Below are 13,224 nucleotides of genomic sequence, written 5' to 3' on the forward strand. Positions count from 1 at the left end.
TTACACCCCTTTATCCAGAGCTGAGTTGGTCAGCAACCCATCCTGCATATGCATCTGACGATCCATTTTAGCGGCCAGCTCCGAGTCATGAGTGACCACCAGAAAAGCAGTTCCCGACTCCTGACTCAATTGACGCATCAGATCATAAATAGCCAGCGCCGTAGAATGATCCAGGTTGCCTGTCGGCTCGTCAGCCAGTACCAAATTGGGTTTATTCACCAGAGCTCGGGCAATAGCGACCCGTTGCCTTTCACCACCAGACAGTTCTGACGGCCTGTGCTCCAGACGGTGAGCCAGCCCTACTTTCTTCAGCAGTTCACCAGCTTTCGATTTAGCGGCCGACGCCTTTTCCCCGGCAATCATCAACGGCATAGCCACATTTTCCAGCGCAGAGAAATCAGCCAGAAGATGATGAAACTGATACACAAACCCAATATGGCGATTACGCATCTGCGCCTGTTTATCTGAATTCAGCTCAGTCAGTTTTTTCCCCAGAAACGTAACCTCACCAGATGACGGATCATCTAAAGCCCCCAGAATGTGCAGCAGAGTACTTTTCCCCGAGCCTGACGAACCGACAATCGAGACCAGCTCACGTTCAGCAAGCGAAAAACTGACGCCCCTCAGGACTTCCGTTTCCATTGCCCCTTCATGGTAGGTTTTACAAACAGAACGACATTGTAAGAGGTTATTCATATCTCAGGGCCTCAGCAGGTTTAACAGAAGATGCACGGTAAGAAGGGAATAGCGTTGCCATCAGGCTCAGCGCTATCGCCAGGACAATCACAATGATGGTTTGAGCCGGATCAACAACCACAGGCAGAGCACTACCCACATACAGAGTGACTCCGAAGGTTTCCAGAATAGCATTCAGGTTTACAGCGATAAGCACACCAAGCATACCGCCAACCAGAGAGCCTATCACACCGCTGCTCGCCCCCTGAACCATAAAAATAACCAAGACCTGCCGGTTGCTCATCCCCTGGGTTTTAAGAATGGCCACTTCAGCCTGTTTCTCCATAACCACCATAATCAAAGCCGAAATGATATTAAATGCCGCTACCCCAACGATGAGTCCCAACATCAGCCCCATCATGTTTTTCTCCATCCGTACAGCCTGAAACAGCTCACCGCGCTGTTCACGCCAGTCACTCCAGAACCACCCTTCGGGCAGGGTCGTATTACTGGCTTCAGACACCATAAACGGATCATCAAAAAACAGACGCCAGCCGGAAATCGTATCCGCTTTATATCTGAGCAACTTTCCGGCATCCTGGCTGTGCGTCACCATCAGTTGGGCATCCACATCCGAACCGGTATTGAAAATACCTGCAACCACAAAGTTTCGCTGACTGGGGATCCGCCCCATAGGCGTATACTGGCTGGCACTGGTGACCATCAAACGGACTTTGTCACCCAGACGAACATTCAGACTTCTGGCCAGAGCGTGCCCCAGAAAAACCCGGTATGAGCCAGGCTGAAGATGAGAAATATGACCCGCGAGCAAATAACGCCCTACGGGATCGTTTTCATCCGGTTGAATGCCCACCAGCATACCCGCCGCCAGTTCAGAGGGGCTCTGAATAACAGCCTCACTTCTGACAATCGGAGTCACTTTTCTGATATGCGGAATGGCCTGAATAAAAGCCGGAGGCTCTGCGGTAAACTCGGTTTTATCATTTACCTGATGCACCACCGCCTGTGGCAGCACCCCCAGAATACGGCTTTTTAACTGAGCCTCAAAACCGTTCATGACCGATACGACCGTTACCAGAGACATCACTCCGATAGTTATCCCTGCGGTAGACATGTATGAGACAAACCGGCTGAATCTGTCACCTGAGCGGCCCCGCAGATAACGCAGACCAATAAATGCCGAAACTGGATGAAACATAAATACTTTTTCGAAAGTTCGTGAAGTGCTAAATGTAACGGTAATCCATACTTATTTGTAGGATTAATTCGAATAAACCTCTTATGAATCTTAAGAATTCTTGCTATGTGGCTCAAGTTAGCGATAATCAGAAAGTTAATCAGAAGGAACTAAGGTATGGACCCACAAGAATATTTCACCGTGCATCACAAATTAACGGTCAACATTGAGCCGCTTCCGTCCGGTTTTACCTTGCCTGATCAGATGACTTTTACTGCCGAGATTCCGGCTCCTTTTATTGTTGCCAGTGAATTCAGTCAGCTTGACAGCCTGACAGAGAATGCAATGAATGACCTGCGCAACAGCGATTTTAAGCACGTAATCCATCTTCTGGACAATCAGAACAGCAAACTCAACCTGCTGCTGACCTTTATGCTGGCTCAGCAAGATGATGAATCCAGCCGCCATTATACGACGTCATTCGGTGCCAGCCAGTTCTCATACCAATCCGCCAGTGAAATTCCGGCAGGAACACTTGCAAGAGCCAAGCTTTTTCTGGATCATCCTCCCGCGGCTATTTACTGTTACGCTGAAGCAACCGAATGTATTCCGAATGAACATGGCTTTGAAGTCATTATGAAATACATCATGCTTAGGGAGCAGGATCAGGATCTGTTAATCAGAGCTGCACTTTATCAACAACAAAAATTACTACGCCAGCGATCTTTGAATCGCGAGAACCAATAAGAATCATGTCAGCAAATTTGTCTCTTTTTTCTCTTGTCACCCCAACTGGTGCGGGTGACAAAAAACACGTTGGAAACCTGCCTGGTGCCGCTCTGTCTGTTGCTATCGCTGAGCTGGCCGACAGTCATCAGGGTCATACGCTGCTTGCCGTACCCGATCCACAAACCGCTCTGAAACTGCTTAGTGAAACAGAACAATTTTCTCAGGCGGAAGTGAGCCTGTTCCCGGACTGGGAAACGTTGCCTTATGATAACTTCTCTCCTCATCAGGAAATCATCTCAGACCGTATAGCCAAACTGTACCAACTGCCCACGCAAACTGACGGCATCACCATTGTCCCGATCAGTACACTACTTCAGAGGCAGTCGCCAAAAGATTTTCTGATGCAGCACACTCTGATGGTGAAGACGGGTGATCTTTACTCTCTGGAGAAGTTGCGCCTGCAGCTGGAAAAATCCGGTTACCGGCATGCCGATCAGGTCTTTGGCCCGGGTGAATACGCCAGCCGGGGCTCCATCATTGATTTGTTCCCTATGGGCAGTGAAAGCCCTTATCGCATCGATTTTTTCGATGATGAGATAGATACCATTCGCACCTTTGATCCGGAGACCCAGCGAACCATTGATGACATCGGTGAAATTTGTCTGCTACCTGCTCACGAGTTTCCGACATCAGAAAGCGCCATTGAAGATTTCCGTATCCGCTGGCGTCAGGTATTTGAAGCCAGACGCGAGCCGGAATCTGTCTATATGCAGGTATCCAAAGGGACCTGGCCCGCCGGTATAGAATACTGGCAACCACTCTTCTTTGACCACACTGACACTCTGTTTGACTACCTTCCAGACAACACTCAGTTGCTGACTGTCGGGGATATTGAAACGGCTATAGATACGTTCCTGACCGATGTAGACTATCGTTATGACCAAAGAAAAGTGGATCCGCTTCGTCCGCTGTTACCACCAGAACAACTCTGGCTGAAAAAAGATGAACTGTTCAGCCAGTTTAAGCAGTTACCTCAGGCACAACTGACATCAGAGCCGGCCGCAGAAAAAGCAGGCAGAATGAATCCTGAACTGGGAGCCCTGCCGGATCTTTCTGCACAACAGCAAACAAAAGAGCCCTTAGCTTCTTTGCGTAAGTTTACGGAAACCTTCAGCGGTCAGATCATCTTTTCTGTCGAATCAGAAGGCCGACGGGAAGCACTTCTGGAGCTTTTGCAAGGTATAAAGCTGAAGCCTGCGGCAGCAGATTCACTTAATACCGCCATCACTTCCGGACAAAAATTTTCACTGCTCCTTGGTGCAGCCGAGCACGGCTTTATTCATTCTAACCCTGATTTTGCCCTGATCTGCGAAAGCGATCTGCTGGGTGACCGGGTTATTCAGCGCAGACGCAAAGATCGCAAAGCCGTCAACAGTGATACCGTTATTCGTCACCTGGCAGAGCTTAAGCCGGGCCAACCAGTGGTACACCTTGATCACGGCATTGGCCGCTATATCGGCCTGCAAACACTGGAAGCCGGTGGATTAATCACTGAATATGTGACGCTGGAATACCAGAACGAAGCCAAGCTGTATGTACCGGTCGCGTCACTGAATTTGATCAGCCGCTATTCCGGCGGTGCGGAAGACAGTGCCCCTATCCATAAACTGGGTGGCGAGGCGTGGGCCAAAGCGCGCCGTAAAGCGGCGGAAAAAGTCCGCGATGTTGCCGCTGAATTACTGGATGTGTACGCCAAACGAGAGCTAAAACCAGGTTATAAATTTGCACTGGATCGAGGCCAGTATGCCACCTTTAAAGCCGGTTTCCCGTTCGAAGAGACTGACGATCAGGCTATGGCAATCAATGCGGTAATGTCAGACATGTGCCAGCCAAAAGCGATGGACCGGCTGGTGTGTGGTGACGTTGGCTTTGGTAAAACAGAGGTGGCCATGCGTGCGGCCTTTGTCTCTACCGATAACAGCAAACAGGTCGCCGTACTGGTACCGACCACCCTACTGGCGCAACAGCATTTTGAAAACTTCCGGGATCGCTTTGCCAATCTGCCGATCCGGGTTGAGGTACTGTCCCGCTTTAAATCTGCCAAAGAGCAAAAACAGATCCTGGGTGATGTGGCAGAAGGTAAAGTAGATATCATTATCGGGACCCATAAACTGCTGCAGAACGACATAAAATTCAAAGACCTCGGCCTTTTAATCGTGGATGAAGAACACCGTTTTGGCGTGCGTCAGAAAGAGAAGGTCAAAGCCATGCGCGCCGATGTCGATATTCTGACCCTGACGGCAACACCGATCCCGCGAACGCTGAATATGGCCATGAGTGGCATGCGCGATCTATCCATTATCGCCACACCACCAGCCCGTCGTCTGGCGATTAAAACCTTTGTCCGCCAGCGCGAAGAGAGTGTCATCCGCGAAGCCGTTCTCAGGGAGATCATGCGTGGTGGTCAGGTATACTTCCTGCACAATCAGGTAGAGACTATTGATAAAGTCGCCGCTGATCTGGAGAAATTAATCCCTGAAGCCCGGATAACCACGGCTCACGGCCAGATGCGGGAACGCGAACTGGAAAAAATCATGAATGATTTTTACCACCAGCGTTTTAATCTTCTGGTCTGTACCACCATTATTGAAACCGGGATTGATGTACCCACAGCGAATACCATTATCATGGACCGTGCAGATAACCTCGGTCTGGCACAACTACACCAGCTTCGGGGACGTGTGGGTCGCTCACACCACCAGGCTTATGCCTACCTGCTGACGCCTCATCCGAAAGCCATGACCAAAGACGCCATTAAACGTCTGGACGCCATCGCCTCCCTTGAAGATCTGGGAGCGGGCTTTACCCTCGCAACCCACGACTTAGAGATCCGTGGAGCCGGTGAGCTTCTGGGGGATGAACAAAGTGGTCAGATACAATCTGTCGGCTTTACTTTGTATATGGATATGCTGGAACAAGCCGTCGAAGCGCTCAAAGAAGGCAAAGAGCCGTCTCTTGACGAGCTGTTGAAAGAGCAGACCGAAGTTGAACTGAGAATACCCGCTCTGCTGCCTGACGACTATATTCCGGACATTAATACCCGGCTGTCTACATATAAGCGTATCGCCAGTGTTAAAGATGCCGGTGAACTATCTGAAATGAAGGTCGAACTGATAGATCGCTTCGGTCTTCTTCCGGATGCAACACAAAACTTGCTTTCTGTGAGCGAAGTTAAGCTGGAAGCGGCCCAATTGCGTATTAAAAAAATTGAAGCGCATGATAAGGGGGGATATATAGAGTTTTATCCAAATGCTGACATTAACCCTATGTTTTTGGTTAAACTTCTTCAGTCTTCCCCTCAACAATATAGTATGGACGGACCAACGAAGATTAAGTTCTCTGTATCATTAACTGACCGAAGAGAAAGAATTCGTTTTATTACCGATTTATTTGAACAGTTCAGGCAGAACCGCCTGCCTGCAGCTTAAACCAGATGCAAGCTATCGAGTATAGATGTTTTTTTGAATATAAACACCCGGGTCTGATACAAGCCCGGTTTGCGGAGTCAAAATGAGAAAACTGATCCCACTACTGTTGCTTTTTATTACTCTGCCGGGCCTTACCGCAGAAAGACAGTTTGATATTGAAGTAATTATTTTTAAACGAGCTGTGGATGCAGAGAACCTTCAGGAGTCCTGGCCGGATAAGCTGCCTGAGATTGATCTGAGCCATGCGGCGTTATTGCAGAATAATGAATATCTGGAGGCGAAAGGCGTCACCCTGCTTCCGCAGACAGAGTATCAGCTCACTGAACAGGAAGAGCAGCTCAGACGACATGCCGGATATCAGGTGCTGGTTCATACCGCATGGCGGCAGGGTGATGAAGGTAAAGGAAGTGCTCCGGTATTCCATATAATGGCCGGACACGACTATTCTGCTGATTACCATCCGGATGGCAGTGAAAAAAAACCTGATACCACCTTCTCTGAAACAGGCATAACTGATACCAGTGTGGAAAATGAGTTAAACCTCAGTGGCGTTGAAGAAAAAACCATAGATAACCCTCTGTACGAACTGGATGGAAAACTTCAGATTTATGTACAGCATTATCTGTTTCTGGAATCCGAACTGGATCTGAAAGCTCCGAGTGTCCGGGAAGTCATTCTGGAAGACAAAGAACTGGACCTGCCCGCAGAACCTGAAGTGACGAATGATACTACCGTCCAGTTTGGCAATCTTGAGTCCGTCTCTCCAACGGTTCAGGTTGAAAAATTCCTGAAAAGCTACCGGATGAAGCAAAAACGACGGATGCGAAGCGGCGAAACCCATTATCTTGATCATCCATTGATGGGAATTGTCCTTCAGGTACGTAAGGTCAAAGAGAAGACAGAGTGAGAACTCATTTTTCTATCTATACGCAGAGGCTCACCCTTCGGTTACCGATTATTGAAGAAGCGGGGCCTCTGGCAGACGTAATATCGATTTCCCCCTCCCTCCATCAGTGGCTTGACTGGTGCTCACCCAGCTTTGATAAGCAGGAAGCGGAAAAGTTCATTACCGCGAACCAACTGAATTGGGTCAAAGATCTGTCCTATGGTTTTGGCCTGTTCCGAAAAAGTGATAAGGCTTTAATCGGCATGGTAGCGATATCGGAGTTTTACCGCAGCTTTAATATGGCCAGTATCGGCTACTGGGTGGCCGACGAATATCAGCAGCAGGGGTACGGAAAAGAAGCACTGGATGCCTTGATTGAGTTCAGTTTCAGTCAGCTAAAACTGACCCGGCTGGAGATTATCTGCGATCCGGACAATGTCACCAGCCACCATCTGGCTACACGATGCGGAGCCGTGAAAGAAGGTATCTTCAGAAACCGCTTTATTTTTGACGGAAAACCCAAAGCTGGCCTGATCTTTTCAATTATTCCGGAAGACACTTTCTAGGACGATTTTTGCCCTATCCGGGCTAGTCCTTCTTTATGTATCTGATCCTTTTTTATGTATCTGGTCCTTATTTGTATATAAGGAAGTAAAAAGTGTATAAGAAAGTAAAAAAAACCGCCATTGAAGGCGGTTTTTCTGAATACTGAACGGCTATTAATGCAACTTCAGGTTCGGTCTCAACACCCGGTTAATACGGCCGACCAACATCATCAGTGCGGTCTTAAACATGCCATGCAATGCCATTTGGTGCATACGATACAAGGAAATATACACCACGCGGGCAATCCGCCCTTCCACCATCATTGACCCTTTCGTCAGGTTACCCATCAGGCTTCCGACGGTAGAAAAGCGGCTCAGTGAAACCAGAGAGCCATGATCCTTATAGATATATGGCTTCATCTTTTTACCCGTCATCAGTGCGCGCATATTGATGTAAGCCTGGCTCGCCATCTGGTGCGCAGCCTGAGCTCGAGGGGGAACAAATGACCCGTCTGGCTGTGTGCACTGTGCCAGGTCACCAATAACAAAGATGCTGTCATCACGGGTGGTCTGTAGTGTCTCTTTTACCACTAACTGGTTGATACGGTTAGTTTCTAACCCGGCAATATCTTTCATAAAGTCAGGTGCTTTAATCCCAGCAGCCCACACCATGATCTGTGCCGGAATTTTTTCGCCGTCCTTCGTCGTCAGGCCATCTTTTTCAGCCTGAGTGATCATCGTTGCTGTACGGACTTTCACACCCAGTTTCGTCAACTCATGATGCGCAGCAGAAGAAATACGGGTTGGCAGTGCCGGCAAGATACGCTCACCAGCCTCAACCAGGCTGACATTCAGCTTGCTTGAATCAACATCAAATCCGTATGACTGCATCTCTTTTACGGCATTGTGCAACTCTGCAGAAAGTTCTACACCGGTTGCCCCAGCACCAACAATGGCGATATCAACCGTACCATTACCGTTATTCGTATGCAGCTTAAGGATCTCATTGTTCATTTCCCGGCGGAAACGATGTGCCTGTTCAGGGCTATCCAGGAAGATGCAGTTATCTTTCACACCAGCGGTATTGAAATCATTCGAAGTAGAGCCGATAGCCAGAACCAGAAAATCATACTCCAGCTCTCTTTTTGGCAGCAGCAACTCACCGTATTCGTCTTTCTCTTCACCCAGTACAATCACTTTGCGTTCCCGATCGATATCTTGCAGGCTACCCAATGTGAAGTTGAAGTGGTGATTTTTCGCATGAGCACGGTAGCTCAGAGCATCAACCCCTTCATCCATAGTGCCGGTTGCAACTTCATGTAACAGAGGTTTCCACAGGTGGCTGGCTTTTCTGTCTACCAGAGTCACTTGTGCAGTGCCTTTCCGGCCCATGGTTCTGCCTAATTTAGTTGCCAGCTCTAAACCACCAGCACCACCACCAACAACAATAATGCGAGTCATAACATCGCTCCTCTCAAAAACTAAAAATAAAAATCAGTTTCGGGCCCGAGTCTTTTTCCGTTCTCGTTATCTGCTGCACCTGATGCAACATGACTCCAGCCTAATAAAATCAACTTTTTTTGATATATATCAATTTTATTTGAATAGGCACATTATAGCGAGGGATATCCTGATAGCAAGCAGAAAAAGAAAGTATTTACTTTATATATCCATATGAATACATATATATCTACATAAATACATAACAAAATGCCCCCTTATGAATCTGGCATCACGAGGGGGCATCAAAAGCATTTTTTCACTATAGACTACTCTTTCTCTTTAAACGCTTTTATCGTCTGTAAGTGATGAGAAATCTTTTTAAATTTGTGAGTCTCCTGATCATCCCAGACAACGTCGTAGTATGGTGCCAGCTCTTCTGCGGTGGCCTTACTGTCTAACGCTTCATCATGAGTAGACAAAATCACCATACAGCGCCCCTTATTTTTGGTGCGGAACTTTTCTACACATTTGGTCGCAATATCTTCGTATTCTTCCGGGCGATCAATCTTACCTTCCATATTATTTTCAGGGTGAAGGTTAGGGTTAAACATCACCTGTTTGATACCACATAAAAAACCAACCCTTTCCGACCAGTAACCACCCAGCCCTACCCCACAAATGAGCGGGTTTGGGTCATCAGATAACTGAATCGCCTTATTCACTTCCTTTAGAAGGTGCTGCATATCATGCTTAGGATGAAGCGTACTGTAACTGACAAAACGTACATCATCATCAATAAACTCAAGCTGTAACACCTTCTCATGGTTACCCGGGCTGGTTGAATCAAAGCCGTGAAGGTAAATAATCATGCTGCTTCCCTCATCATTGTTATAGTTGCGCACTTATTTCTATTAGCTTAAAAGTCTTGTCTTCGAAACACAATCTATCTCAAAGAATTAAGTGCGATCTTTAGCTGTTGGGCATGATATAAATAACTTTCATCACGCCATATCTGGTACCCGAGCAAATACCAGAGCATACTCATCATCTGGTGATGTGGTTTCCACGCATTGACCCCCTGAATCCAGATATCAGCGTTTTCGATTCCACGTATTTTACAGTAGTTGACCACAGCCGAAGGCATATTCAGTTGTTCTATGTCTATCATCATCGCCAAATCCATACGCGGGTCTCCCACTCCGGCGTACTCCCAGTCGATAACCTTCAGACCTTTGTCAGTCTCTATAAGGTTATAATGACCGAAATCATGGTGGCAAAGCGTTGGCTGAACGGGCTCTACGACCGGTAGTTCACGCCACCGGGTGTACAAAGCCGTATATTCATTGTCCTTAAACTCTGGTTTAAGCTGATACCAGTATCCATCCACCTTTGAAGTATAAGAGAAATGGGGAATCGGCTTATCACGCACCTCCACGGAGTGTATCCTGACCAGCATCCCAATCAGCTGAAATTCATGGAGAGGAGAGTGCAGAACACCTCCGTCGACCCATTCAACCAATAGCCCGTGAGCATTGAGAAAAACGGGTTGGGGAGTAAATTGAGAGGTCTTCAGGGCATCCAGAAGACGGTATTCCTGTACCCTGGATATTCCATAAGCCTGAGAAACCGATGAGACTGGCCGCCACACATAAGCACGGCCATCCTGCATCGCTAACTTCCAGCAGCGGTTGGTCAGCCCCCCGGAAAGCACTTCTACAAGGCATGGAGATTCTGTAAAAAAATCGTCCAGCGACATGAGGGATTCATCGAGTGACCGGGCTTCTTCCCAGCTCATTTTTGCCACTGAACATTCCCTCAGAATCCGAGCAGACTTTTTGACTCTTGCTTGCGAATTTCCGTTTCATCCGCCCATTCGATGATGCCTGTTTCTAAGTCCATCAGACGCATCGTCATTTTATAGTACACATCTTTATCGCTGCCGGCCTTTTTCACAATACTGGAAAGATTCCCGTACAACATATATTCAGCACCAACCATTTTACCAAACTGAATCACATTATTACTGTTCACCAACTGGTCATTATTCTGGAAATTCAGCTGCTTACGAACAGACTCTACCCGATTCATATCCACAAACCGGAATTTGCCGGAGTTCAGCATCTTAGTACTGATCGAATCAGTAATTGATTCAGTATCGATATGCTCTGCAGTTTTATTTTTAATACGTTCAACGAACACAACGGGTCTTTTATTGTAAGTAATGGCACCCACGGCTCCGGACATCAACATACTGTCCACCATTTCAGACGCAATTTTCTGCAGGTCACTGGAACCAAAATCTATGGTGGTGGTTTCAATTTCCTGAGCGTCACCATAACTGACCCTGTTTGAACAACCACTCAGCACCAAAGCCAATCCGATTAATACTAAAATACCTTTTTTCATTCTTATACCTTACCTTTACTCATCCGCCTGACGGATCTGAACACGAAATTGTTTACCATCTGGATTGATTGACACCTCAGAAACGGAAATAGTTTCAAAGCCGTGGACAATCACTTTTTTCCATGCTGCTTGTTTAGAATTCACTTCCAGCCCGGCATCGTCATACCAGTAAAACCGATACTGTACATGCTGGTCGCCACCGTACTGACTACTTAGTGATACCACACCCCGGGTTTTACCCTCAAATTCAACCGTACTGATATTATCCACCACCAGACGGTTTCCTAAGACCTGATCAGTAAATACGGCCTTCTGCGTCTTACCATCCACCCTCATACCAGAAGTAATATCCGCACACCCGGACAGTACCACAACAAAGGACACACATAGTCCCAGACACGCTTTCAAACACCTATTCATTTACAAACCTCCCAACGGTTTATGCCAAACCGTACCGTTCTCTCCCTGCCGGGAAAGCCAGACTAACACGGTTTCTCCGGATTTGACCTTTATAGTGTAGCCCTCCTCGCCATCTTGAGAACGTTCGAAATCAAGCTTATATTCTCCCGGAGCCACATCACTACTATAACTGTATACCTTAGATGGTAATGTCTGCCAGCTTCGGGTATCCGGCTGTTCTGTTATTATATTCCAGACATTAAACAACAGGTTTCCGGCATCATCTCCATTAGTGGCACTTCTCCTCAACTGCTCTTTTGCAATCACCCGAAGTACCAGTCTGCTTACCATCGCAGGAATACGTTCTGTCAGATCCTGCCTCGCCATAAGATTGACATCCGTAAGGATAGATTTGGTCAGAGTCTTGTCATTTAACCGGATGACCGGAAAATGTTCTTCATTTCCTGGCGGATAATAAGGTAAAGCCAGCGAATGTACCGCTGTTCCCTGATAGGAATAAAAAGGTAGTGACAGTGTCCATCCGTGCCTGGCACCAACAATACCCTGCTCCTCAATGACGATAATTTGCCCATGACCCCGGCTACTGGCTGGATTGTTCCCATACGTCTTGCGCAGCTGTTTCAAATCCTCAGACATACTCAGTTTTTCTGCGACCCGGAAAGTCCCCTGTATCACCTGCTTATTGTCTGGGGCCACTGCCAGGGCACGACGGTAATCGACATAAGCGTTGTTTAACTCATCGGCCGCTTCATAGAGCAGAGCAGACAGGTACAGCAGATAACCGTTCTGTACTGCCTGCAGCGACTGGCCCGCATCGGGATAATGGGATAAGACGGCCCCAAGATTCGAACTGACGCCCTGTTTCCTGAGCGCAGCCTCTGCCTGCTTCAGCGTTTTTTCCCTGCTTTTTCTGGCCTGTTCCTGAACAAGGTTGGCTTTTCTGACTTCGACCAATGCCCCTTCCAGCGAATTTTCCTGCAGATAATTCAAACCAAGGTAGAGGTGCAAAAAGCCCAGCTCATAGTCACCCGGCGAATAAGCGGTCAGATTATCATTAACGGCGAGCGAGCCGATGTCTGTTGCTGACTCACTCAAAGAAATCAACGCCTGATCCTGTTGCTTTTGAACGGCCCGTTCACTTTCCTCTAGGTATTGTTTACTTTCGGGATATTGCTGATCCAGAAAGGCTACCCGCCCCTTCTCCATGTTGTCCAGAATATCGCCACCGACAGAGTTCGGAAGGTTCTCTATCGCCTGCTGATAATGACCCGCTTTTACTGACTGATACAGTACCTGATTTTGTAGCGAATAATGACTGAATAAATTACCTGCGGTTAAAGAGGAGCATGACGTAATCAAACTGATTACTGATAAAAAAAGAGTCTTTTTAAGTACTGGATTCACCAGATGCCTCCATCAGGAATACAAAACTGA

The 13,224-nt window shown here is 47.4% G+C and carries 12 protein-coding genes; 4 read left to right on the forward strand and 8 right to left on the reverse strand.

Annotated features, from left to right (window positions below; all coding sequences use genetic code 11):
• Positions 1-696, reverse strand: coding sequence for a lipoprotein-releasing ABC transporter ATP-binding protein LolD (gene lolD, locus DI392_RS01335; RefSeq protein ID WP_109318103.1), 696 nt, complete (start codon positions 694-696; stop codon positions 1-3).
• Positions 689-1,894 carry a lipoprotein-releasing ABC transporter permease subunit LolC gene (gene lolC, locus DI392_RS01340; RefSeq protein WP_109318104.1) on the reverse strand — a complete coding sequence of 402 codons (1,206 nt, stop codon included), beginning with the start codon at positions 1,892-1,894 and terminating at the stop codon, positions 689-691. Before lolC ends, lolD begins: the two co-directional genes overlap by 8 nt.
• 156 nt (positions 1,895-2,050) lie before the next feature.
• Here lolC and DI392_RS01345 point away from each other — a divergent pair, with 156 nt between their 5' ends.
• The 4 genes from DI392_RS01345 to DI392_RS01360 all read left to right on the forward strand — a co-directional run bounded on the left by DI392_RS01345 (position 2,051) and on the right by DI392_RS01360 (position 7,542).
• Entirely contained in the window at positions 2,051-2,620 is a 570-nt protein-coding gene (locus tag DI392_RS01345) for a PilZ domain-containing protein (protein WP_109318105.1), read from the forward strand.
• A gap of 5 nt (positions 2,621-2,625) precedes the next feature.
• Positions 2,626-6,090: a transcription-repair coupling factor gene (gene mfd, locus DI392_RS01350; protein ID WP_109318106.1), complete on the forward strand. Its 3,465-nt coding sequence runs from the start codon at positions 2,626-2,628 to the stop codon at positions 6,088-6,090.
• 82 nt (positions 6,091-6,172) lie between these two features.
• The gene (locus DI392_RS01355; RefSeq protein WP_109318107.1) at positions 6,173-6,997 is read left to right on the forward strand and encodes a peptidoglycan binding protein CsiV; all 825 of its coding nucleotides are present in this window, start codon (positions 6,173-6,175) and stop codon (positions 6,995-6,997) included.
• Entirely contained in the window at positions 6,994-7,542 is a 549-nt protein-coding gene (locus tag DI392_RS01360; protein WP_109318108.1) for a GNAT family N-acetyltransferase, read from the forward strand. The genes DI392_RS01355 and DI392_RS01360 overlap by 4 nt, the downstream gene beginning before the upstream one ends.
• A 153-nt stretch (positions 7,543-7,695) precedes the next feature.
• Here DI392_RS01360 and DI392_RS01365 read toward each other — a convergent pair whose 3' ends face one another.
• The 6 genes from DI392_RS01365 to DI392_RS01390 form a co-directional block, all read right to left on the reverse strand.
• Positions 7,696-8,982, reverse strand: a complete 1,287-nt coding sequence (locus DI392_RS01365; protein ID WP_109318109.1) for an NAD(P)/FAD-dependent oxidoreductase — start codon at positions 8,980-8,982, stop codon at positions 7,696-7,698.
• A 308-nt stretch (positions 8,983-9,290) separates the two neighbouring features.
• A complete protein-coding gene (gene ycfP, locus DI392_RS01370; protein WP_109318110.1) occupies positions 9,291-9,833 on the reverse strand; it encodes an alpha/beta hydrolase YcfP in 543 nt (180 codons plus the stop codon).
• Between the two features lie 74 nt (positions 9,834-9,907).
• The gene (locus DI392_RS01375) at positions 9,908-10,759 is read right to left on the reverse strand and encodes a phosphotransferase (RefSeq protein WP_245883920.1); all 852 of its coding nucleotides are present in this window, start codon (positions 10,757-10,759) and stop codon (positions 9,908-9,910) included.
• A 20-nt stretch (positions 10,760-10,779) separates the two neighbouring features.
• A complete protein-coding gene (gene lpoB / locus DI392_RS01380; RefSeq protein ID WP_109318112.1) occupies positions 10,780-11,370 on the reverse strand; it encodes a penicillin-binding protein activator LpoB in 591 nt (196 codons plus the stop codon).
• 15 nt (positions 11,371-11,385) lie between these two features.
• Complete coding sequence (locus tag DI392_RS01385; protein ID WP_109318113.1) at positions 11,386-11,790, reverse strand: YcfL family putative periplasmic lipoprotein; 405 nt, start codon at positions 11,788-11,790, stop codon at positions 11,386-11,388.
• Positions 11,791-13,194, reverse strand: coding sequence for a COG3014 family protein (locus DI392_RS01390; RefSeq protein ID WP_109318114.1), 1,404 nt, complete (start codon positions 13,192-13,194; stop codon positions 11,791-11,793).
• Between the last annotated feature and the right edge of the window lie 30 nt (positions 13,195-13,224).

The sequence above is a fragment of the Vibrio albus genome (genome assembly GCF_003144035.1).
Classification (GTDB): Bacteria; Pseudomonadota; Gammaproteobacteria; order Enterobacterales; family Vibrionaceae; genus Vibrio; species Vibrio albus.